This window comes from Mesorhizobium tianshanense, assembly GCF_007830515.1.
Classification (GTDB): Bacteria; Pseudomonadota; Alphaproteobacteria; order Rhizobiales; family Rhizobiaceae; genus Mesorhizobium; species Mesorhizobium tianshanense.
The window spans coordinates 53,013-76,674 of the sequence record NZ_VLKT01000036.1 but is presented as its reverse complement, the minus strand read 5'-3'; the positions used below and the strand labels follow the sequence as shown (position 1 = coordinate 76,674).

20 protein-coding genes are annotated in these 23,662 nt (G+C 60.2%); 3 read left to right on the top strand and 17 right to left on the bottom strand.

Annotated elements, in window-relative coordinates; translation table 11 throughout:
* Positions 1-6 precede the first annotated feature (6 nt).
* The 6 genes from IQ26_RS25585 to IQ26_RS25560 form a co-directional block, all read right to left on the bottom strand.
* Positions 7-1,578, bottom strand: a complete 1,572-nt coding sequence (locus IQ26_RS25585; RefSeq protein ID WP_162458072.1) for an ABC transporter substrate-binding protein — start codon at positions 1,576-1,578, stop codon at positions 7-9.
* A 336-nt stretch (positions 1,579-1,914) separates the two neighbouring features.
* Positions 1,915-2,769 (bottom strand): metallophosphoesterase family protein, encoded by an 855-nt coding sequence (locus IQ26_RS25580; RefSeq protein WP_162458071.1) that lies wholly within the window; start codon positions 2,767-2,769, stop codon positions 1,915-1,917.
* 527 nt (positions 2,770-3,296) lie between these two features.
* Positions 3,297-5,438 carry a methylmalonyl-CoA mutase gene (gene scpA / locus IQ26_RS25575; RefSeq protein WP_145721067.1) on the bottom strand — a complete coding sequence of 714 codons (2,142 nt, stop codon included), beginning with the start codon at positions 5,436-5,438 and terminating at the stop codon, positions 3,297-3,299.
* 10 nt (positions 5,439-5,448) lie between these two features.
* Complete coding sequence (locus tag IQ26_RS25570) at positions 5,449-7,452, bottom strand: acetyl-CoA carboxylase biotin carboxylase subunit (protein ID WP_145721066.1); 2,004 nt, start codon at positions 7,450-7,452, stop codon at positions 5,449-5,451.
* An 11-nt stretch (positions 7,453-7,463) separates the two neighbouring features.
* The gene (locus IQ26_RS25565; RefSeq protein ID WP_145721065.1) at positions 7,464-8,996 is read right to left on the bottom strand and encodes an acyl-CoA carboxylase subunit beta; all 1,533 of its coding nucleotides are present in this window, start codon (positions 8,994-8,996) and stop codon (positions 7,464-7,466) included.
* A complete protein-coding gene (locus tag IQ26_RS25560; protein WP_145721064.1) occupies positions 8,996-9,577 on the bottom strand; it encodes a biotin transporter BioY in 582 nt (193 codons plus the stop codon). Before IQ26_RS25560 ends, IQ26_RS25565 begins: the two co-directional genes overlap by 1 nt.
* Before the next feature lie 135 nt (positions 9,578-9,712).
* Here IQ26_RS25560 and IQ26_RS25555 point away from each other — a divergent pair, with 135 nt between their 5' ends.
* Positions 9,713-11,125 carry a helix-turn-helix domain-containing protein gene (locus IQ26_RS25555; protein WP_145721063.1) on the top strand — a complete coding sequence of 471 codons (1,413 nt, stop codon included), beginning with the start codon at positions 9,713-9,715 and terminating at the stop codon, positions 11,123-11,125.
* A gap of 169 nt (positions 11,126-11,294) precedes the next feature.
* Here IQ26_RS25555 and trbI read toward each other — a convergent pair whose 3' ends face one another.
* From trbI to trbB, 11 genes are all read right to left on the bottom strand, one after another.
* Positions 11,295-12,587 (bottom strand): IncP-type conjugal transfer protein TrbI, encoded by a 1,293-nt coding sequence (gene trbI, locus IQ26_RS25550; RefSeq protein WP_145721062.1) that lies wholly within the window; start codon positions 12,585-12,587, stop codon positions 11,295-11,297.
* Complete coding sequence (gene trbH, locus IQ26_RS25545; RefSeq protein WP_145721061.1) at positions 12,584-13,045, bottom strand: conjugal transfer protein TrbH; 462 nt, start codon at positions 13,043-13,045, stop codon at positions 12,584-12,586. The genes trbI and trbH overlap by 4 nt, the downstream gene beginning before the upstream one ends.
* Before the next feature lie 2 nt (positions 13,046-13,047).
* Entirely contained in the window at positions 13,048-13,824 is a 777-nt protein-coding gene (trbG, locus tag IQ26_RS25540) for a P-type conjugative transfer protein TrbG (RefSeq protein WP_240547228.1), read from the bottom strand.
* 74 nt (positions 13,825-13,898) lie between these two features.
* Positions 13,899-14,561, bottom strand: coding sequence for a conjugal transfer protein TrbF (locus IQ26_RS25535; RefSeq protein ID WP_145721059.1), 663 nt, complete (start codon positions 14,559-14,561; stop codon positions 13,899-13,901).
* A 24-nt stretch (positions 14,562-14,585) separates the two neighbouring features.
* Positions 14,586-15,716, bottom strand: a complete 1,131-nt coding sequence (gene trbL / locus IQ26_RS25530) for a P-type conjugative transfer protein TrbL (protein WP_407660221.1) — start codon at positions 15,714-15,716, stop codon at positions 14,586-14,588.
* Positions 15,717-15,741: 25 nt separating this feature from the next.
* Entirely contained in the window at positions 15,742-15,927 is a 186-nt protein-coding gene (locus IQ26_RS25525; protein ID WP_162458070.1) for a DUF2749 domain-containing protein, read from the bottom strand.
* Positions 15,924-16,724, bottom strand: coding sequence for a P-type conjugative transfer protein TrbJ (trbJ, locus tag IQ26_RS25520; protein WP_145721057.1), 801 nt, complete (start codon positions 16,722-16,724; stop codon positions 15,924-15,926). The genes IQ26_RS25525 and trbJ overlap by 4 nt, the downstream gene beginning before the upstream one ends.
* A complete protein-coding gene (locus tag IQ26_RS25515) occupies positions 16,696-19,146 on the bottom strand; it encodes a conjugal transfer protein TrbE (protein ID WP_145721056.1) in 2,451 nt (816 codons plus the stop codon). Before IQ26_RS25515 ends, trbJ begins: the two co-directional genes overlap by 29 nt.
* A gap of 10 nt (positions 19,147-19,156) precedes the next feature.
* Positions 19,157-19,456, bottom strand: coding sequence for a conjugal transfer protein TrbD (locus IQ26_RS25510; RefSeq protein ID WP_145721055.1), 300 nt, complete (start codon positions 19,454-19,456; stop codon positions 19,157-19,159).
* A complete protein-coding gene (locus IQ26_RS25505) occupies positions 19,453-19,812 on the bottom strand; it encodes a TrbC/VirB2 family protein (RefSeq protein ID WP_145721054.1) in 360 nt (119 codons plus the stop codon). Before IQ26_RS25505 ends, IQ26_RS25510 begins: the two co-directional genes overlap by 4 nt.
* Complete coding sequence (trbB, locus tag IQ26_RS25500; RefSeq protein ID WP_145721053.1) at positions 19,802-20,770, bottom strand: P-type conjugative transfer ATPase TrbB; 969 nt, start codon at positions 20,768-20,770, stop codon at positions 19,802-19,804. Before trbB ends, IQ26_RS25505 begins: the two co-directional genes overlap by 11 nt.
* Before the next feature lie 484 nt (positions 20,771-21,254).
* On the opposite strand from trbB, the gene repA reads away from it, so the two are divergent.
* A complete protein-coding gene (repA, locus tag IQ26_RS25495; protein WP_145721052.1) occupies positions 21,255-22,469 on the top strand; it encodes a plasmid partitioning protein RepA in 1,215 nt (404 codons plus the stop codon).
* Entirely contained in the window at positions 22,469-23,494 is a 1,026-nt protein-coding gene (gene repB / locus IQ26_RS25490; RefSeq protein ID WP_145721051.1) for a plasmid partitioning protein RepB, read from the top strand. Before repA ends, repB begins: the two co-directional genes overlap by 1 nt.
* Positions 23,495-23,662: the final 168 nt, after the last annotated feature.

Below are 23,662 nucleotides of genomic sequence, written 5' to 3'. Positions count from 1 at the left end.
CCGCCTTTAACGGGTAGCCTCAGTGAAGCTAAGGTTCCCCGGTCGGAAATCCGTCCTAAAATCGGGACTCGGAGCCCACAATATGCTCCGCTTGCCCGCAAAGAAGTGGGGGGTGCGGTAGAGAGGGGTGGCGGGCACTTCGTCCTCCAGGATATCGAGCATTGCCTGGAACGTTTGTCTCCGCTTCGCCGTGTCCAGCGTTGCCAGATTTGCAGCGAGTGCATCCAACCCTGGAATTCCGTCAGGAAACCCGCGTTTGCGAGTGAGAGCTTCGTCGCCAAAGAAGCACGAAGCAAGCGACTCCGGAGATGCCAACTCAAAACCGCATCCGCCCATTACTACCGATGCACCTGGCGCAAACGCCTGCGTAAAGTTCTCGACAATCTCAAGCTTTGCATTGATCCCGACCGCCTGCCACATGGCTTGGATAGCCTGTATGGCAGCTTCGCCATTTACGTAGTAGTTCGCTATCACGCGAAGCGTCACGGGTGCGTTTGAATAACCCGCTTCTTTCAGCAACGTCCGGGCGCGGTCCGGATTAAACTGAACTCCGGGACGATTTGGGTCATACAGCACACCCAGTGTCGGCAGCTGAAACTGGTCTTCAACTTTCGTTTGATTATTCCAAAGTGATTGAACGATGGCTTCTCGATCAATCGACATGGCAAGCGCCTGGCGAACGCGCTTATCCGATACGGCCGGTTCCTTGCCTACTATCCAAAGCATTTGCATCTGTTCCAGCAAGGTCGGCAAAACTTGAAGGTCTGGGCTTGCTTCGATTGTGGGAAATTGATCCGGAGTGACCTGCGTAATAAGGTCAAAGTCTCCACTAACTAAACCAGCCACGCGAGCAGCGGTCTCGGGAACTTCACGAAAGGTGATAGAGTTGAAAGTTGGGTGCCCATCGAAATAATCGTCGAATGCCTTAAATTTGATATAGTCTCCGTCCTTCCACTCGACAAATTGCAGAGGACCTGTACCGACCGGAGCTCGTTTGAACGCTGCTTGACCCTCTTTTGTGTATACTGCCCTGTTGACAATACCTGCGGAATAGTGGGTTAGCTTCAGTTCAATGACCGGGTCCTCCGTGCAGCCGACGATCCGTACCTTATAGCGCGAGAGAACTTGGACAGGCTCCCAACACCCGAAGAACGATTTCGCGGAAGGGAGTATCGCATTCGCGCCAAAAATTCTTTCGGGCGAAAACGTGAATGCCACATCCTCGGATGTAAGCTCGTCACCATTGTGGAATTTGACTCCTTGGCGAAGCTCGAGCTCTAAAGTTCGGCCGTCAATCCTGGTCCATGCGGTAGCCAGCGCCGGAACAAGGACGGCACCCTTCGATGGATCGATGCCTTCGGCCTTGAAATCGCGTTTGATGAGGTTGTCAAAGACCGAACCATAGACCCGCAACTCGGTCGCCAATGGGAAGTCGGCGGGATCCATTTTCTGGCCGAGGGAATTCACTGCGACCGTGAGGTCTGGGCGATCTCGCGCGCTAGCTCCCGGCGCCAAGAATACGGAAGCAAAAGCGATGGCGCCGAACACGGCGTGTACGGGTCGTAACCAGTGTTGCATCAGGAACATCCTTTGAAGTGAACGGTGAATGTCCGCTCAGGAGATTCGAAGCGGCACCGAACCAAAATACATAGGAACGATTGCATCTATGTGACGATTTCCACCATTTGCGATGTACAAGGTACCGGTCGGGTGACACTTCGAAGACTCGATCACCGCGGCTCGGTCTTACCGCAAAACCCACCGGTCGGGCTGCGGACGGCAGTGAAGGCCGTGTTAGGAAGATTAATGTTCGAGTCAGATAGTGAACTGGCATAATTCTCGAACGCGGATCATCTTGGTTCTGCGGTGTTGGCGTGCCAAGTCGTACCTGTGATTGAACGCCAATCATCGGAATTATACTCGCCATTGTTTGACAGGAGCCGAGCGCATTGCGCCGTACTGGCGGATGATATCTGTAACATCGGTCGCAACCATACCGCTTGGTTCGACCAAACCGAATTCCAGGCTCCCGTCGTCGTCCAGCCAAAAGTTGACGAGGCCGGGCCTTAGCAGCGCAGTAAATGGTCTAGCCATATGAAGGATTTGGGCCGTGCTAGGGGCCCAGACCATCTTCACTTCTCCTGACGTCAGCGTTCGATAGTGATGGTTGTGACCGCTGGCTACAAATCGAAGATTTACACCTTGCATGACGGAGAGCAGCCGGTCTCGACCCACGTCGACGACACACGCGTCCGGTGAACTTTCTTCATCGATGCGATTGATACAAAGTGGCTTGTGAAGGAACAATGCCGTTGGTCGGTTCGGGTCTTCATGAGCAATCTCACGAAGCCATTCGTACTGCTCAGCCTCGACCTGTAGTCCAGAGCCCGGCAGCATTGCGTTCAGGCCGATGAGTAACCAATCGCCGAGTTCTCTGGTCCAGAAATCAGCGCCAAAGCTACGCCTGTAACGCTGAAGGCGAGACACATCGAAGCGCTGCCCCATGTATGGGTTTGGGTGCGTATCGCCGATGTCATGGTTCCCGGGTATTGATGCCCAAGGGGCCGATATCCGATCCAATTGACTCCGTACGAAATGATGATCCTCATCACGGTCCGGATCATCAAGCACTAGATCGCCGGTGACAGCAACAAATTCTGGCCCGCTATTCTTAATATACTGAACGCAAGCCTCCCATCCGGGCTGATTGTAGCTCCGCTCCTCGCTCAGGTGCAGATCAGAAATCTGGATAACATGGTGTCGTGCCACTGGTTCCGCCGTCTTTCGCTGCGCGCCGCATTCCTCAGAATGCGCTTTGAATGTGAGTGCCACAATAGGTAGGAACGATTACATGTTTATGACAGCAAATCAAGTGGGCTATCGATCCTGGCGTGGCGCGGGAAGGACGTTGGATATCCACGGGTTTGCGCGACCTTGCGCAGTCCTTTTGGCGCCGTTTCATTGTGCAAGCGACCCTTTTCACCGGACTTCGCCGAAGACGCCGTACGTCCTCATAACCGAAGTGCCCGACAGCGAGTGCGAGTGTCAGTGCCTAGCACGGCATCGTCTTTTCGTGTTGCTGGCTCTAGGAATTGAGGACGATGACATTCTGGATGATCCCTTTGAACCGACGTGCGAAGAGATCGCCTCGACAGACGACCGTCGCTATGTGCCCACAAACAGGCCGAGGCGATGCGTGACGGGATCAGAAAAATCCTAGTCTTAGTCTAGATTCATGGCTTCGCGAACACCGAGTAAGCATGTGGACATTGGCGCGTTGCGTCCGCTCGCATGCGTCAATCGTTCCGCGCCTTGCCCTCCATGAGGTCTAGCACTGTGCGCGCTGCGTCGAGGACGTTGGTACCCGGGCCGAAGATGGCGGCGACACCGTTGTCCAGCAAAAACTCGTAGTCCTGGCGCGGCACCACGCCGCCGCAGATGACCATGATGTTTTCTGCGCCCTTTTGCTTCAGTGCCCCAATCAGCTGCGGCAGAAGCGTCTTGTGGCCGGCGGCCAGCGAAGATACGCCGATGACATGGACTTTCGCGGCGACCGCCAGATCGGCGGCCTCGTCCGGCGTCTGAAACAGCGGTCCGGCAAGGACATCAAAACCTATGTCGCCGAACGCCGAGGCGATGACCTTTGCACCCCGGTCGTGGCCGTCCTGACCAAGCTTGGCAACCATGATCATTGGTCTAGTTCCGAGCGAGGCCGAGAAATTTTCAAGGCGTGAAACCAGTGTGCTGAATTCCGGCTCGCCGTCATACGCCTTGCCATAGACCGTGCAAACCACTTCCGGCTCGGCGGTATGAGTGCCAAAGGCGCTGCGCAGCGCGTCTGAAATCTCGCCTACCGTGGCGCGCGCACGCGACGCTTCGATGGCAGCTTCAAGGATATTGCCCTTGCCGTTAGCCGCGGTCTGGCCAAGTACGACAAGGGCAGCGTCAACTCGCTTGGGATCGCGTTGGCGCTTTGTTGTTTTGATCCGAGCAATTTGCGACAGCTGCACAGCGGCATTGTCAATGTCGAGGATGTCGATCTTGTCTTCCTCGTCCAGCCGGTATTTGTTGACACCAACAATCACCTCGTCGCCCCGGTCGACGGCTGCTTGACGACGCGTCGCCGATTCCTCGATCATGCGCTTGGGCAGGCCGGTGGCGACGGCCTTAGTCATGCCACCCATTGCCTCGACTTCTTCGATGAGCGTCCAGGCCGCGTCAGCGAGCGCATTGGTCAGGCCTTCGACATAGTAGGAGCCGGCAAGCGGATCAACCACCTTGGTCACGCCGGTCTCGTGCTGGAGGATGAGTTGTGTGTTGCGAGCAATGCGGGCCGAAAACTCTGTAGGCAATGCGATTGCCTCGTCGAACGCATTGGTGTGCAGCGACTGTGTGCCGCCGAGTGCTGCGGCCATCGCCTCATAGGCCGTGCGCACGATGTTGTTGTAGGGGTCCTGTTCCTGCAGCGACACCCCGGAGGTCTGACAATGGGTGCGTAGCATTAGCGACGACTGCTTCTTCGGCTCGAACTCCTCCATGATGCGCGACCACAGCAGACGCGCGGCGCGCAGCTTCGCCGCTTCCATGAAGAAGTTCATGCCTATCGCAAAGAAGAAGGACAGGCGGCCAGCAAAGGCGTCGACATCGAGGCCCTTGGCGATCGCCGCGCGCACATATTCGCGGCCGTCCGCCAGCGTGAAGGCAAGCTCCTGCACCAGCGTCGCACCCGCTTCCTGCATGTGATAGCCGGAAATCGAGATCGAGTTGAACTTCGGCATCTCCTTGGCCGTATATTCGATGATATCGGCGACGAGGCGCATCGAGGGTTCGGGCGGGTAGATATAGGTGTTGCGGACCATGAACTCCTTGAGGATATCGTTCTGAATGGTTCCGGAAAGTTTCGCGCGCGGCACGCCCTGTTCCTCGCCGGCGACGATGAAACTGGCGAGGATCGGAATGACGGCGCCATTCATCGTCATCGATACAGACACTGCGTCGAGCGGGATGCTGTCGAACAGGATCTTCATGTCCTCGACGCTGTCGATTGCCACGCCCGCCTTGCCGACATCGCCCTCGACGCGGGGATGGTCGCTGTCATAGCCGCGGTGGGTGGCGAGGTCGAAGGCGACCGACACGCCCTGCTGTCCCGCGGCCAGCGCCTTGCGGTAGAAGGCATTGGATTCCTCGGCCGTCGAGAAACCGGCATACTGGCGGATCGTCCACGGCCGCCCGGCATACATGGTGGCGCGCGGCCCGCGCAGGAACGGCTTTATGCCCGGCATGGTGCCGAGATGGCCGACGCCTTCGAGATCGGCCTGCGTATAGAGCGGCTTGACGTCGATGCCTTCCGGGGTTCGCCAGACAAGACTCTCCGGCGATGCTTTCAGTTCGCATTCGGCGAGCTTTTGCCAGTCCTCATAGTCTACGCGGTCGGCCATTGCCCCATCCTCACTCGAATTCCATGATGAGTTCGTCGACGGTAAGGCTGGCGCCCGCTTCCGCGGAAATGCGCCGGACGATCGCCTTGCGCTCGGCGCGCAGGACATTTTCCATCTTCATGGCTTCGACGGTGGCCAGCGCCTGTCCGACCTCAACCTGGTCTCCAGCCTTTACCGTGACTGCGGTTATTACCCCAGGCATCGGGCAGAGCAGCATCTTCGATGTGTCAGGCGGCAGCTTTTCCGGCATCAGCAGCGCCAGTTCGGCAACGCGCGGCGTACGGACGTGGGCCACCACATCCATGCCACGCCAGCGCAAGCGGAAGCCCGTCGCTGCCTGCGCCGTCTTCACGCCGAGCACGTCATTGTCGACGGTGAATTCCGCGTGGTGGCGGCCGGGCAACCAGTCGCTGGCGACCGAGACTGAGGGACCATCGCCGAAGCTGACAATGGTCCTGCCGCCTTCTTCCCTTAGCCCGATCAGAAACCTCTCACCGGCCAGCGTCACCACCCAGTCGCGGCCGACGACGCGGCGATGATTGTCCATCGCGCCGGAGATCAACACGCTGCGTTTATGTCCGCTGAGGTTGATGAAAGCGGCAATCGCCGCGAGCTTCCTGGCGTCGCCCCCCGACGGCTCGACGCCTGAAAAGCCGTCCGGATATTCTTCGGCGATAAAGGCTGTGGTCAATCGGCCTTCACGGAAGCGGGGATGATCCATGACGGCTGACAAGAACGGCAGATTGTGGCCGATGCCTTCGACCTCGAAATCATCCAGCGCCTTGCTCATCGCTTCGATTGCAGCGCGACGATCCAGCGCCCAGGCGCACAGCTTGGCGATCATGGGGTCATAGTACATCGAGATCTCGCCGCCTTCGAAGACGCCGGTGTCGTTGCGCACGACCGCGCCGTCCGCCCGGACGCCTTCGACCGGCGGCCGATAGCGTGTCAGCCGGCCAATCGACGGCAGGAAATTGCGGAAAGGATCTTCGGCGTAAAGCCGGCTCTCGACCGCCCAGCCGTTCAGCACCACGTCCTCCTGCCGAAGGCGCAACGGCTCCCCTGCCGCCACGCGGATCATCTCCTCCACGAGGTCGACGCCGGTGACGAGTTCGGTCACCGGATGCTCAACCTGCAGCCGTGTATTCATTTCGAGGAAGTAGAATTTCTTCGCGCCATCGACGATGAATTCGACCGTGCCGGCGGAAAAATAGCCGACCGCCTTGCCCAGCGCGACAGCCTGTTCGCCCATGGCCCTGCGTGTTGCAGCGTCCAGGAACGATGACGGCGCCTCTTCGATGACCTTCTGGTTGCGGCGCTGGATCGAGCATTCCCGTTCACCGAGATAGATGAGATTGCCATGCTGGTCGCCAAGCACCTGGATTTCGATGTGACGCGGTTGTGTGACGAATTTCTCGATGAAGATGCGATCGTCGCCAAAGGAGGATTTCGCTTCGTTCTTTGACGACTGGAAGCCTTCACGCGCCTCGGAATCGTTCCAGGCAATGCGCATGCCTTTGCCACCACCGCCGGCGGAGGCCTTGATCATCACGGGATAGCCGATCTCGCTGGCGATCTTCACGGCCTCGTCGGCGTCCGCAATCAGGCCCATATGGCCGGGCACGGTGGAGACGCCAGCCGATGCGGCGATCTTCTTGGAGGTGATCTTGTCGCCCATCGCCTCGATCGCCACCGGCGGCGGGCCGATGAAGGCGACGCCAGCAGCCTTCAGCGCCTCAGCGAAATTCGCATTCTCGGACAGAAACCCATAGCCGGGATGAACAGCATCCGCGCCTGTCGCCGTTACGGCGTCGAGTATCTTGCCGATGACGATGTAGGATTGGCTTGAGGGCGAAGCACCGATATGGACGGCTTCGTCGGCCATCTTCACGTGCAATGCATCGCGGTCGGCATCCGAATAGACGGCGACGGTGGCGATGCCGAGTTTCCTCGCCGTCTTGATGACGCGGCAGGCGATCTCGCCGCGATTGGCGATGAGGATTTTCCTGAACATGTTCTGCGTCCTCACAGCGGTATCGTGTCGTGCTTCTTCCAGCGTGTATCGACGCTCTTGCCGCGAAGCGCGGCGAAGGCGCGGGCGATGCGCTTTCGCGAGGAATGCGGCATGATCACTTCGTCGATGAAGCCGCGCTCGGCCGCCACGAACGGGTTGGCGAAGCGCTCCTCGTAATCCCTGGTGCGCTGGGCGATCTTCTCCTTGTCGCCGAGTTCAGACCGATAGAGGATTTCCGTCGCGCCCTTGGCGCCCATCACCGCGATCTCGGCGGTCGGCCAGGCATAGTTCACGTCGGCGCCGATATGCTTCGAGGCCATCACGTCGTAGGCGCCGCCATAGGCCTTGCGGGTGATCAGCGTCACCATCGGCACGGTGGCCTGCGAATAGGCGAACAGCAGCTTCGCGCCGTGCTTGATGACGCCGCCGAACTCCTGCGACGTTCCCGGCAGGAAGCCAGGAACGTCGACCAGCGTCATGATGGGGATCGAAAAGGCGTCGCAGAAACGCACGAACCGCGCCGCCTTGCGCGCGGAATCGATGTCGAGACAACCCGCCAGAACTATCGGCTGGTTGGCGACGACGCCGACCGTCTGGCCTTCGATGCGCATGAATCCGGTGATGATGTTTTTTGCGAAGGCGGCCTGAATTTCGAAGAAGTCGCTCTCGTCGGCGATTGCCAGGATAAGCTCCTTCATGTCGTAGGGTCTGGCGGCACTGTCGGGGATCAGTGTGTCGAGCCGCATTTCCAGCCGCGACGGATCGTCGTGGAACGGCCGCACCGGCGGCTTCTCGCGGTTGTTGAGCGGCAGGAAATCAAACAGCGTGCGGATTTGCTCCAGCGCCTCGACATCATTGTCGAAGGCGCCGTCGGCAACCGACGATTTCTGCGTGTGGGTGCGTGCGCCGCCGAGTTCTTCGGCGGTGACGATCTCATTCGTCACCGTCTTTACCACGTCAGGGCCGGTGACGAACATGTATGAACTGTCGCGCACCATAAAGATGAAGTCTGTCATTGCCGGCGAATAGACCGCGCCGCCCGCGCACGGGCCCATGATCACTGATATCTGCGGGATCACGCCGGACGCACCGACATTGCGCTTGAACACGTCGGCATAGCCGGCGAGCGACGACACGCCCTCCTGGATGCGCGCGCCGCCGCTGTCGTTCAATCCGATCACCGGCGCGCCATTGCGCACCGCCATGTCCATGATCTTGCAGATCTTCTGCGCATGGGTCTCGGACAGCGAGCCGCCGAGAACGGTAAAATCCTGCGAAAAGACATAGACCAGACGGCCGTTGATCGTGCCCCACCCCGTCACCACGCCGTCGCCGGCCACCTTCTGCTCGGCCATGCCAAACTCGGTGGCGCGATGGGTGACGTACATGTCGTATTCCTCGAACGACCCTTCGTCGAGGAGCACGTCAAGCCGTTCGCGGGCGGTCAGCTTGCCCTTCGCATGCTGGCCAGCGATACGCTTTTGGCCACCGCCGAGACGCGCCTCGGCGCGACGGGATTCCAGCTGGTCGAGAACCGCGCGCATCAATGACCTGTCCGCGCGCTGATCCACTTCCAGGTAGTCGGAAAAACCAGGGCGGCGAGCAGAGCCTTGGCGATGTCACCGAAGATGAAGGGGTAGAGTCCGAACTGAAGAATGGGCTTGTCGAAGCCGAGCACGGCACCAAGCCACAGCAGCCCCGGCACATAAATGACAGCCCCGGCAAACAGGGCCGCAGCCATTGCGTAGAGCGGATTACGATCCCAACCGCGCACAGCTAGCCAACCGGCAAGGAGCACAGCCGGCAAGTAGCCCAAAAGGTAGCCTCCTGTCGGTCCCATCATGTAGGCAAGTCCAATGCCCTTCTCGGGCGTGCCGGCGAAGACTGGAAACCCTGCCGCTCCTTCTGCGAGATAGAGCAGCACAGCAGCGAGGCCGCGCCATGGACCCAGAGCCAGGCCGAGGCCGATCACCACAAAGGTCTGCATGGTAATCGGTACTGGATAGAACGGCACGGCGATCTTGGCCGAGATCGCCAGCAGCAGCGAGGCTGCGACGACGGTGGCGCCGTGGATGGCAAGGTTGCTCGTTCCCCACCGCTTGGCAATGGCGCTGTAGATCGTCATTTCGCTTCTCCTGTCTAGACGCCGCCTAACTGCTGCCATCAGCCTTTAGGCGGTGCGATCGAATGAGAAAACGTTTGAACAGGTAGGCGGGCGTAATATAGAAAGTTGCAATCTGACTTTTGCAAAATTGCGAACATGGTCACAGGCAAGCTCTTTATTGGCAGAAAAGTCCGAGAACTGCGCGAAAGCGGCAAGGCGACCCAGGCCGCCTTCGCTGAGCGCATTGGCATCTCGACCAGCTACCTCAATCAGATAGAAAACAATCAGCGGCCGGTTTCGGCGGCCGTGCTTTTGACCCTGGCAGAGAACTTCAAGATCGATATTGGATCTATCTCAGGAAGCGACAGCGACCGCCTGCTCTCCGCGCTCAGCGAAGCGCTTGCCGACCCGGTTTTCGATGCCTACTCGCCGAGCCTGCAGGAACTGAAACTTGTCACTCAGAACGCGCCCGGCTTTGCCCACGCGCTGATCGCCAGCCACCAGGCCTACCGCCGCAACAGCGAACAGCTTGCGAGCCTCGATGATCACATGGTTAGGACCAACGCATTCAGCGATCCGACACCTTACGAAGAGGTCCGCGATTTCTTCCACTTCGTTGACAACTACATTCCCGACCTCGATCTGGCAGCTGAACGGCTGGCGGCGGAACTCGGCATCCCGGATCGTGATGCCGGGCTTGTTCTGCCGAACCATCTGGAGAGCCGCCACGGGGTTCGCATACTGCGCGCGGAACCCGGCGAGGATCTTCTGCGCCGATATGACGGCACTTCCCGTGCCCTGTTCCTCAATCCCTATTCGCCGACCTCAACGCGAACTTTTCAGATGGCGTTCCAGGTGGCCGCCTTGGAATTGGACAGAGAGATCGATGCGATTATCCAGCGGGCAAACTTCCGCACGCAAGAATCTGGTGAGATTTGCAAGATCGGTTTGCGCAATTACTTCGCCGGAGCGCTGACGCTGCCCTACCAGCATTTTCTGGCGGTAGCGAAAGAACTTCGTCACGACCTCGAATTGATGGCGACGCGTTTCGGTGCGAGCCTTGAACAGGTCGCGCATCGTCTTTCCACCTTGCAGCGGCCGGGCGTCAAGGGTGTGCCTGTGTTCTTCGCCCGCATCGATCGCGCGGGGAACATCACCAAGCGTCATAGCGCTGCGAAACTGCAATTCGCCCGCTTCGGGGCAGCATGCCCGCTCTGGAATGTACATCAGGCCTTTGAAACGCCGGGCCGCATCATCCGGCAGCTAGCTGAGACGCCCGATGGTGCGCGCTACTTGAGCATTGCGACAGAAATCACAAAGGGCAGCGGAGGTTTCAATGCGCCGCAACGGCGATACGCCATCGCTCTGGGATGTGAGGTCGCCTATGCGCAAGACTTCGTCTATGCCGACGGCCTCGACCTCACCAGCCGCGCGGCATTCGATCCGATTGGCATTTCATGCCGTATCTGCGAACGCGCGAATTGCTTCCAACGTGCCGTTCCGCCGCTCAAAAGTCGGCTGACGGTCAATCACGACCGGCGTGCAACATTGCCGTATTCGATTTCTTGATGCGCCAGGAATACTTCCTCGCGCATGGACAGCGTCACTTGCTGTATCTGAACCTGCCGATAAGGAGCTGCGACGATCATCTGTCTGCGCGCGGTGCTTGTTCTTCTGAATACGATTCATTCGACCAAAGGGTCGGTTGCGCCGATATCGAACAGCTGCACGCTCTCCATCATCGATGGGCTGCAGGAAAGAGTATGTCTTGGTCTACGAGCACATTGAACCTGTAGCCCGGCCGAATTTCCAATGTTGGCTGGACATCGAGATTTTTGGAGATCGTGCGCTCGGCGACCCGGCCAAAGGTTTCCGCGAAACTCCTCCGCGCGGCGTCGGACGCCGTGTCCTGTGTCGCGAGGGTCGAGCTTTCGGGGATTGCCATATCAGTGCCGGCACCGATGAGCGCAATCAGGATCGCAGAGCCGAAAGTACGGAGATAGTGGTTGTCGACCTTGTCGGAAAACCCGCCATACCCGGCGGCATCCGTGCCGGCCATGCCGCCGATCTGCAATGTCGATCCATTCGGGAAAATGATGTCCGTCCAGACGACGAGCACGCGCTTCTGGCCAAAGGCGACCTTGGAGTCATAGCGGCCGAACAGCTTCGAACCCTGCGGGATGAGCAGGTGGTGACCAGTGGCGCTGTCGAAGACGTTCTGACTGACCTGTGCGGTGATACGGCCAGGAAGATCGGAATTGATGCCGGTGACAAGCGTGGCGGGAATGACCGAACCGCGCTTCAGCTCGTAGCGTGAGAACTGCGGCACGACCTGGTTGGGCAGATAGCCAAGTTCCTTGATATCCTGGTTGAAGAATTCCGCCTTTGACTCCTGGCCGTTCGGATCGACGTTCTGGCCGCCGAGCCCGGCCTTGAGGGCCGCAGAATAAAGATCAGCCGCGATGCCGGGGCGGCCCGGTGAACCGTTGTCGCCAGGCTCTTCTCCGGATGTTGCCGATGCTTGTGCGCTCTTGAGGTTGACGGCGATCGGGGAGTCGTAGGCGGCATCGTCGGCTTGCAGACGCGCCATCTGCTGGCGGTGTTGTTCGCGCAGATACTGCTCCTGCTGTTCCCGGCGCAGACGTGCTCGCCAGACATCCTCCGGCTCCAGCTCGGCTGCTGAGGTCTTCGGAGCAGCTGTTTCGGCGGGTTTCGGGGAAAACGGGTTGGGCTGGATTTCCGTCTGCTCGGGCGGTGAGGGTTGGAACGGTGTCTCGGCAGGCTCGCCGATGATGCCGTCGCCCACGCCTCGCTTGAGTTGATCGCCATAGGTGGAAGCCGGCGGCGCGTCGGATCCGGTGTCAATATCAGGATTACCGCGGAAATATATCCCGCGGTTCGAGAGGCCGTAGACGATGACGCCGAGAAACAGCACGACGAGGATGATCGCGACGATGACTGGCAGGCGGTTCAGTCGCCGGATATGGGGCGCGCCTGCTTCGCCGCCGCCGAGCTTGAGTGTTTCCGTCATGTCGCCCCCCCTCGCTGCAGCAAGGAGATCGGGCTTGATGGAGACGCGCCAGTCGGCGTGAGTTGATAGACGCGGCCAAGGTCGAAGGTTTTGGTCGACAGTCGAGCGAGCACGCTGCCTTCATAATTCTCGACAACATAGGCGAGCGATACCGTCGCCTTGCCATCGGCCGTCTGGTCGGTGACGACGGCATAACCCCAGCCCTTCAGGGACGTCTCCAAGGCCTGCCCGAACGCCGAGCTGTCCGGTGCCAGGTGGATCGTGGTGCTGCCAGGGCCGACATGCTCCGTGAAGCGGCTCACCATGTCGCCGGCGATGGCGCTCGCGGCAGCAGGCGGAAGTTCGGTCGGCGCGTGGCTCGCTACGAGTTCCGTCCTGTCGAATGTCTGGCATCCGACGAGCGTGATCGCGATAGCTACGAGACCCGCGCGGACGGCAAAGGATCGGCTGAGCAACATCCTCACCCTCCCCGCCGGATGGTGATCTTGTCGCGCTTCCAGCCCACCCCGGAAACCAGCACGGCCTTCTCGATATAGTAGTCGACAACCATCATCGAACCGTTGAGACGGTAATTGACGATGCGGTTCTCGCCACCGGAGACAACGAACAGGACCGGGGCGTCCTGGCCGGCAAGGGAGGACGGGAATTGGATGTAGGTCTTGGTCCCGTCGGAGTAGACCCGCGTCGGCCGCCAGCGGGCGCTACCGCTGACCTGATAGGCAAAGCTCAGCTGTTCGGCCGCCACGCCGGCGCCGGGAACGACGCTTGCCTCTATGCGTGAATTGACCTCGGCCAGCTTGGCGCTGACATCTTCCGGATATTCGAAGCCGACACGGGCCATGTACTGGCCCTGACTGGATTTGAGCTGGATATGATAGGTGCGCCGCGACGTGGTCACCACCATCGAGGTGAGCAGGCCGGGTTCCGAGGGTTTTACGATCAGATGGATCGCCTGGCCGCCGACCGCGCCCGACGTCGCCGGTTCCACCTGCCATCTCACGGTGTCGCCGACCAGTACGTCGCGGACCACCTCGCCGGCCTGAAGCTCAATGTCGCAAACCTGCAGCGGCGAGCAGACGACGGAAGGCTGCACCTCGCCATAGAGGAAGATGACCTTCCCGTCCGGCCCTTTCGTGACGAGCCCCCTGCCCTGCCGCCACTGTCCGGAGATGGCGGTTCCCTTGGCTTCATTGGTGCTCATGTCCTGCACTTGCGCGGATGACACTGATAGGGGCATGGCGATTGCAAGGCCAGCGACGGCAAGGATCGCCCGGAGCTCGTTGACTGTCATTCCTGTCTCCTTCCGGGCACTCACAATTGCGCCGTCCATTCAAAGTCCCTGAGGTAGAGCCCGATCGGATTGAGCCGGATGATCCCCTCGTCCTGGGGCGGGGTGAGCGTCACCGTGGCGATACCGCGGAAGCGACGCACAGCTGTCTCCTTGCCTTTGCGGTCACGCTCGTACTCGGTCCAGTCGATCTGATAACTCTGATTGGAGAGCGGCACGATGTTGGTGACCTCGATGGCTACTGTGGCGTTCCGCGCCTTGTCGAATGGAGAGTTGCCCCGGAACCAGGCGTTGACCTTCTCGGTCGCCGGGTCGGAAGTTCGCAGCAGCGAGTAGGTCCGGTCGATATATTGCTTCTGCACGACCGTATCCGGAGTGACGGAGCGGAAATTGGAGACGAAACCGCCAAGCGTCGCCCGAACGACCCGGGGATCGGCATATTCGATCTGCTGCGGGAAACCGACGCTTGCCGCGGTACCGAGCTTGTCGACCTCGACAATGTAGGGGACGAGTTTTACCTGCGTGCTCTGGTAAAGTGCGTAGGCGGTGCTGATCACCGCCAGCGCCATGCCGGTGATCCCGACGATGCGCCATGAGGCGGCCGCCTTCACATAGGAGCCATAGCGCTCGTTCCATTCCTGGCGCGCTGCAAGATAAGGATTGTCCGGAGGATTACGGCCAGCCATCGGCGCCCCGCTCGTTCGTTATTGTCATTTCTTGGGGCCGGGCTGGGTTTTCGTGCCCTGGTCGAGTTTGGCGTTGGCGAGGCCCAGGGTCGAGGCACCCCAGCTTCCCGGCACGCCGATCGCCTTGTCACGGGCGGCCGAAGCAAGCGCACCACCGGCGGCCCCTGCACCCTCGGTCATGCCCCTGAGCGCTGCCGCACCGAAGGACGAGCCGCTCGCGCGGGCATCGGAGTAAGCCGCAGCCCCTGTCCTGGCCCCACCAGCCGCCAGTGAGACGCTGCCGGCAGCGAATGAGCCGGCTTGGCCACCGTGGCGGATCGTTTCCATGCCGCCGGTGACGGAGACGCCCTGCACGACGCCCTGCACAATGTTGGGTACGTAGATCGAGATGATGAAGACGACGACAGAGATGCCGCCGATGGCGAGTGTCGAGACAAATTCGTCGGAACCTGCCGGCGCGTTGGCGAGATTGAGCAGAACCTGCGAACCGATGCGGGCGATCATGACCAGCGCCATCAGCTTCATACCGACGCTGAAAGCATAAACGAGATAGCGGACGGCAAAATCCTTGGTGAAGCTCGATCCGCCGAGGCCGAGCATGATCATACCGGCGAGCAGGCCGACATACATCTCGACCATCACCGAGACGAAGATTGCCGCGACGAGGGAGAAGCAGACCACGACAATGACCATGGCAAAGACCGCCGCGATCGCCAGTGCATTGTCTTCCCAAAGGCCGAACTGTGCCTTCTGCGACATGGCGGAGGCGACCTTCAGGCCGGCATTGAAGACATCCGCCGGAGAGGCCGATCCGCCGGCGGCGCCAATCTGGAACAGGCTGTCGACCATCGCCTTCGCGAATGCCGGCCCCTGTTCGAGAATGAAGACGAAGAGACCGATGAACATGATGCGGCGGACGAGCTCGGCGAACCACGCGTCGAGCGAAGCCGCCTGAAGGGCAAGCCACACGGCCGCGATCCCGACCTCGATGCCGGCAAGGATCCAGAACAGGGAACGCGCCGCCTGCATCACGGTGGCTTCCCAACCGCGCGCGGCCGTCCCCACTTCGTTTTCGAGATTGGTGAGCAGGCTGCCATCCTGCGCAAACGCGGGCGCGATGCCGGCGACCAGCCCGAGCGTTGCGATCAGCCAGATTCTGTGCGGCCGCCCCTTTCCCAATTCACTCACCCCAGCGCGGCTTCATTTGCCGGCCGCCGGTCGTGTCATAGTCTCTGGTGGAGTCCAGGAAATCGCCCTGTTGCGCCGGCCGCGTGGCCTTCGGCGGAGACGGGGGTGACAGGAACACCCACGCGATTGTACCGAATGCAACCACGAGGATGATAATGAACAGATGGATCGGCCTCACCAGCGCGGCTCCATAGTCTGGCCGCCAGTTGTGGAAGGAGCGGTGGAGTTGAAGAAGTCCTCACGACGCGCCTGCGCCAGATCCTTGTCGGCCTGCTCGGACTGATACCAGGTGCCCATCATGGTCATCTGCTGTGCGACCAGACCACGCAGCTTCTGCATCTGCGCGACCTGCTGCGCCGCGATCTCATGACCGACCTGCAGCGCCTTCATCTGGCCGTCGGCCGATTCCGACATCGATCGAAGCTCGCTCATCGTCGACTCCTCCGACGAGAACTGCTCCGCGGTAAGACCGGCCGCCCTCAACGTTCCGCCGATCGTATCGCGATTGGTCTCGGACCAGTTCTGATAGGTCGACGAAAAGGCTTCGCCGTCGGGCAGGTTTGTCTTGAAGTCGGCGTAGCTCTGGAAGCGCTGTTTCAGGACGTCGTCCACATTGCCCATGGAAAAGGCGATGCCCTGCCCCTGGCTGACGACGCTTTGCAGCCGGTTTAGATCGTTCTCAACTTGGCCCCAGACGTGGCTTGGAAGCTGCATGGTGTTCTGCAGCATGTTTTCGTAGATGCGGATCTGGTTCTGGATCTGCTCGGCGAGCTGCGTGATCTGCGTAATCTGATTGTTTATCTGCTCGGTCGACTGGCCGACGAGACTGACCAGTTCACCATTGTTGAGCAGCTGGGTCCATTCGGTCGCCTGGCCGGTGACGCCGCCGGCGTGAGATTGTCCCGACAGAGCAAGGATGGCGACCGCTGTTGTCGTCGCGCAGATCCTACGAAATTTCGAGAAGCGCTTGCGCATTGCCGATCCCCCTTTCCGTGAGCCAATGGATCGGCCATTCCGACCCATGGGTTTCGCTGAGCGCCTGGATGCGCTTCAGATCATCCTTGCCCGATGCGCCGGCGAAGGCGAGCGCAACTGGTCCAAGCGCCATGTCGAAGAGGCGTCGGCCTTCGGGCGAAGCGACGTAGTATTCGCGCTTGGGCAGAGCGGTTGCGACGATCTCGATCTGGCGCTCGTTGAAGCCGATCCGCTCGTAGAACTCCCGTGTGCCGGGCTCGCGCGCCGCACCGTTCGGCAGACAGATTTTAGTGGGACAGGATTCCTTCAGCACATCAATGATGCCGGAGCGCTCAGCGTCGGAGATCGATTGCGTCGCTAGCACCACGGCACAGTTGGCCTTGCGCAGCACCTTAAGCCATTCCCTGATCTTGTCGCGAAACACTGGATGGCCGAGCATCAGCCAGGCCTCATCGAGGATGATGAGGCTCGGCACGCCGGTGAGCCGCTTCTCGATCCGCCGAAATAGATAGAGGAGCACCGGTACGAGGTTGCGCTCGCCCATATTCATCAGTTGCTCGATCTCGAAGGTCTGGAACTGGCCGAGCGCCAGGCCGTCTTCCTCGGCGTCGAGCAACTGCCCCATCGGACCATCCACGGTATAGTGATGGAGCGCGTCCTTGATCTCACGCAATTGCACGCCAGAGACAAAATCCGAGAGCGACCTGCCGCGAGCCTTGGTCATCAGGCCGACCTGTCGGGAGATGGCATTGCGGTGATCTGGAGTGATCGAGATACCCTGAAGGGCGACGAGGGTCTCGATCCATTCGGACGCCCAGGCGCGATCTCCGTCAGTTGACAGCTCCGAGAGTGGGCAAAACGAAAGGGCCGCTGCCTGGCCTTCCCCTCCCCCGACATCGTAGAGATCGGCGCCGGCGCCAAGCGTCAGCGGCAACATCGAGAGGCCCTTGTCGAAGGCGAAGATCTGCGCGCCTTCATAACGGCGGAACTGAGCGGCGATCAGCGCGAGCAGGGTCGATTTGCCGGAGCCGGTCGGGCCGAAGATCAGCGTGTGGCCGACATCGTCGACATGAAGATTCAGCCGAAAGGGAGTGGAGCCCGAGGCGACCTGCATCAGCGGCGGCGACGCCGGCGGATAGAACGGGCACGGCGCGGTCGCACTTCCCGACCAGACCGAATTGAGGGGTATGAGATCGGCGAGGTTGCGTGTGCTGATCAGCGGCTCGCGGATGTTGGCGTACCAATTGCCAGGGAGGCTGCCGAGATAGGCTTCGGTCGCGTTCAGGGTCTCGATCCGCGCTCCGAATCCTTCGGCCTGGATCAGCCGGCGAACGGCTTCAGCCCTCTCTCTCAGTTTGCCGTCGTCCTCGGCGAACAACACAATGACGGGCGTGAAATAGCCGTAGGCAACGAGTTGGGACGACGCCTGCGCGATGGCATCTTCTGTTTCGGCCACCATCATCATGGCGTCCTGGTCAACCGAGCGGCTCTGGGTCTGGAACAGCTGGTCGAAGAAAGGCCGCACCTTCTGCTGCCACTTCTTGCGCGTGCGCTCAAGCCGCGTCCGGGCTTCCTGATCGTCGAGGAACATGAAGCGTGACGACCAGCGATACGATAGCGGCATCAGGTCGAGCGAATTGAGGATGCCCGGCCAGCTCTCGGCCGGAAAGCCGTCGATCGCAACGACCGCGAGATAGCGGTTCTCGACCATTGGCGAGAGGCCGTGATGGAACTCGGCGGTCGCCAGGAAATCCAGATACATGGGGATCTCGGGCAACCGCACCGGATGGTTCTCGCCGGAGATGCAGAAGCGGATGAACTGGAAGAGTTCGTCATAGCGCACGGTGCGGCCATCGGCCTCGTCGACCGACCGAGTGACCATGCGGCGGATCGACAGCACATTGCCGAGATACTGCTCGACCTCGCGGATCGACGTCTGGAACGTGTCGAGCACCGTGTCGGCATAGGAGGCCGCACGGCTTTCGTCATCGGAATAGACGTAGCGCGCCAGGCCGGACTTGCGTGTGCCCGTGGGCCGGTAGGTCAGGATCAGTGCATGCTGACTTTCGAAATGCCCTCTCTCCCGTTCGAAATGCGTCCGCCGTTCCTCGTCGATCGCGAGGGAGACGGGATCAGGAAAGTGGCCGGCTTCGCGGGAGGGATAGGCCACCGTCGGGACCCGCACCGCCTCGACCTGAATCATCCAGCCAGAGCCGAGGCGGGAAAGCACCGCGTTGATCTGGCGGGACACCTCATTGCGCTCGACATTGGTCGAACTCTCGGAATCCGGTCCGGCAAAATACCAGCCCGCCATCAGCGAGCCGTCCTTCAACAGGATGACGCCGTTCGCGACCAGCCCGGCATAGGGGAGGAGATCTGAGAACGACGGACCAGCATGCTGGAATCTTTTGAGGGCCACCATCAGCGCGACCTCAGTATTTGCGCCAGGGCGTCGAGGTCGGCCGGTAGTGCGGGTGGTAGCCGATATGGCGGGCGTAGACACGGCGCATCATCGGATCCGCCTTGGCCATCATGCGCAGGATGGCGACGACCACGATCCAGATCGCCACACCCAGCAACGCCGAGAACCAGGTCAGCACGACGAAGATCAGGATCGCGGCCGCCAGACCTGTCAGCAGCACCAGTTCACGGTCCGCACCCAGGAGCAGGTTCGGACGGGACAGCGCCCGATGGATGCGCGAGCGATTGAGAGGAACGCCCTCGTCACTCACGGAGTGGGCCTCCCGTCGTCCGCGAGCTCGGCGACGTCGCCGATCGATGCGCCGGCGGCGCCGAACAGCGCGACGATCTGTGTCGCGCCGAGCAAGATGCCGGCGACGAGCACCACATACATCAACCGTCTCGCGAAATCGTTGAGTTCGCCGCCGAAGATCAGCATGCCGCCGGCGATCGCGACGGCCGCCAGTGCGATGAAACCCGCGACCGGACCGGTGATCGACTGCTGGATCTGCTGAAGCGGTCCCTCCCAGGGCAATCCCCCTCCCCCTCCCGCAAAGGCCGGTTCCATCGCTGTGACTGAAATTACAAATGCTGCGAACGCCAGAAGGCTCGTCCGGCTAAGCGACATGGCGCTCTTTCTCCCCCGAATAGGATTCGATCTCGTATTGGCCGTTCGCGAAGCCCTCGACATGGATCACGTCGCGAACGCGCCTGCCCTTGGGCGTGCGCTCTATCGAAACGATCAGATCGACCGCTTCGCCGATCACGTCCCGCATCGGCTGCTGGCTTGCTTCTGCCGTGAGCTGCTCGAGTCGACGCAAGGCCGAGTTGGCGCTGTTGGCATGGATCGTGGTGATCCCACCTGGATGGCCGGTGTTCCAGGCCTTGAGTAGTGTTAGTGCTGCGCCATCCCTCACCTCACCGACGATGATCCGGTCCGGTCGGAGGCGCATGGTCGATTTGAGCAGCCTGCCCATGTCGACGACATCTGTTGTGTGAAGGGAAACCGCATTCTCGGCGGCGCACTGGATCTCGGCGGTATCCTCGAGGATCACCAAGCGGTGCTCAGGCGCGGTTTTCACGATCTCGGCGATCACCGCATTGGCAAGCGTCGTTTTGCCCGATCCCGTGCCACCGGACACCACGATGTTAAGCCGCGCGTCGATCCCATTGCGGATCACCGAAGCTTGATTGGTCGTCATGGTTCCGTCCCGGACATAGTCGTCGAGCGGGATCAGGCGCGACGCTCGCTTCCGGATCGTGAAGCTGGGGGCGCTCACGACAGGCGGGAGAAGACCTTCGAAGCGGTGTCCACCGATTGGCAGCTCGCCCGAGATGATCGGCCGGTCCTCGTCTGCCTCCGAGTGCAAGGCGTGCGCGACGCTGCCGATGATGATCTCGGCGGCTCCCCCGGGCATCGTTCCTGCCGCGGAGATCCCCTGCCCCAATCGTTCGATGAAAAGGCGGCCACAGGGATTGAGCATAATTTCGACAACGGCGGGGTCATCGAGCGCAGCGCAGATCGCCTCGCCGAGGGAATCCTGGAGCTTCCGAACGAGGCGCGGATGGGAGCGAGATTCGGCCATCAGGGACGCCCCTCGCTCACCCAGCCGATTTGGCCACAATGCCGAAGGATCGGGCGCTGGTTTGTAGTGATGTTGTCGCTGTTTGCATGCAGGTGCTCCGCCGATTCAAGTTCGGCCGAAATGCATCACGCACTAGTGGGACGGTCACCCCGTCAAATATGACGGGGCTGGCCGAAGATGAGTCGCCCGCGGCTCCGCCCGCGAGACGGAAGTGGTTCGTTGGTGGGCTTGGGTCTGGCGTACGAGACCCGTCAAATATGACGGGTCCAACACTATCTTTACTCTTGGCTGGATTTGACCCTAAGTAGCGGAATAGATGTGACAATTTGCAGTTTGCGAGGACAATCCCGGATCGTCGAGCAATCGCGATTAAGTATCTGTTAACCTTAAACCGCTGGACGAACGTGAAGAATCGTGGCCTACCTTTTGTCGGGCAAAGGGCGATAAACCGCCTAAAGGCCGACAAAGAGGGTGTGTTACGACAATGGCTGCACAGGCTGCGACCGCTGCACCGCAGGAAGATCCGGCGGACAAGATTGTCCGGCACGCCGGGATGCTATCTAGCCATCTACAAGCCAGACGTCAGCAGATGTATCCGCCCAACGCCCAGAAGAGCCTCAGGTACTTCATGACTCATGAGGTTTCAAGACTTACTTCAATACCTGAATCTACCCTCAAGTTGATGTCGAATGAGGGCAAAGGCCCGGTGCCGGCTCGACTCGAGAACAATCATCGCGCCTATACGCTCGCGCAGATCAATGAGCTTCGCGAATTGTCCGCGGCACAACGCCCGACTGAAGCCTTGCGTTTCTTGCCACATCGGCGTGATGGCGAGCATCTTCAAATTTTAGCTGTCGCTAATTTTAAAGGCGGGAGTGCTAAGACAACGACGAGCGCGCATCTCGCACACTACCTCGCCCTCCACGGTTATAGGGTCCTGGCGATTGACCTCGATCCTCAGGCTTCGCTGTCGGCCATGTTCGGCGCCCAGCCGGAGATGGATGTACAGCACAATGAGACCATCTATGCGGCACTTCGCTACGATGACGAGCGGCGCCCGATCCGGGAGATAATCCGAAAGACCTATTTTACCGGGATCGACCTGATCCCGGGAAACATCGAGGTCATGGAGTACGAGCATGAAACTCCCCGCTTCCTATCGAAGCGGCAAGTCAGTTCCGACAGCATCTTCTTCGAACGGCTTCGGCTCGCGCTGGGAGAGGTCGAAGATGCTTATGACGTCGTCATCCTGGACACCCCCCCTTCCCTCGGCTTTCTGACGCTAGGCGCAATCTATGCAGCGACGGGTCTTCTGGTGACGGTCCATCCGGCGATGCTCGACGTGATGTCGATGAGCCAGTTCCTGTTGATGATGGGCGATTTGATATCGGTCATCCGCGATGCGGGAGCAACGATGAAACAGGACTTTCTTCGCTATGTCGTGACGCGCCATGACCCGATGGATCACTCTCAAGTTCACGTCGTAACGATGCTCCGGCATCTTTTCACCGAGGATGTCCTTACGTCGACAGCGGTAGAAAGTGCCGCCATCGAGACCGCGGGTCTCGCTAAACGGACCCTGTACGAGCTTGAATCCGGGAACATCTCTGCCGCGACCGCTAAGCGCGCGAGGGAGTCCATCGACGCCGTCAACGATCAAATACTCGGCTTGATTAGCCAGAGCTGGGGACGAACGTGATGAGCAAGCGTCCATCTGGGAAGTCGATTCTCGCTAACTTTAGCTCTTTTTCTGAACCAGAAGCTGGTGAGCCGCCATCCTCAGGCGGGGCGACTCCTCCGACGCAGGCGCAACCCCTGCCTCGCGTGGGTGCAGGCGTGATCGGCGCGACTCAGCGATCTCTTTCCGAACTCAGGGAAGAGCGTGACCGGCTTCAGGCCCTGGTTGATGCCGGTGGCGGAGCCGAGCTTGATCCAAAGTTGATCGATCCGTCTCCGTTCCCCGATCGATTGCCCGACGACAGTGATGTCGAGTTCGCGGCACTGAAAAAGCTAATATCGGAGGAAGGCCAGAAAGTTCCCATTCAGGTCCGCCGGCACCCGACCATGGAAGGTCGTTACCAGGTCATCTATGGACATCGCCGTTGGCGTGCCGCGATCGACCTTGGCATCAACGTCAAGGCGACGGTGGTTGCATTGTCAGACGCCGAGCTTGTCGTTGCACAAGGTATCGAGAATGCGGCGCGCCAAGATTTGAGCTGGATAGAACGCGCGCTTTTTGCCTGGCGGATGGATGAGGCGGGCATCAAGGCGCGAGATATTCGCGCCGCTTTGTCCATCGACGACCCAGAGTTGGCGCGTCTTCGGACTGTGTGTAGAGCTCTTCCCCTTGACGTGATTGAGGCGATTGGACGTGCACCCAAGGTGGGTCGACCGCGCTGGCTCGCGCTGGCTACTGCTGTTGGCACTGACAACTCTGCGCTTGGTCGGCTGCGAAAAACCTTGTCAGCTGACAAGGTTTTGGGGCTGACCTCGGATGAGCGATTCAGACATGCGCTGGATGCGATTAAGGTGCCGGCACAGCGCTCGCACAGTGAAATTGAGCTCATGAGCCCGAGCGGCAAACCCGTTGGGAGGGCATCCTTCTCAGGTGCGGATGTCAAGCTTTCAGTAGCTGGCGAGCATGCTGCGGCATTCAATGCCTTCATCGAAGCAGAGCTGCCAGCCCTGATGGAGAGATTTTTTTCGCAGGAGGAGCGGACGTGAATTCAGTGTCGGGCTCAAAATCTTGTCATCTGACAAGGGTGGGCGAAGCGCTGGACGGGGTGGAGGCTTCGGCCAAAGCCAGACAGACTTGGCGCAACAAACACAGAGGTAGCAAGCGGTAAAAGAAAGGCCCCCGAAACAGCGTCTCGGAAGCCCCTCTCGTTCGTT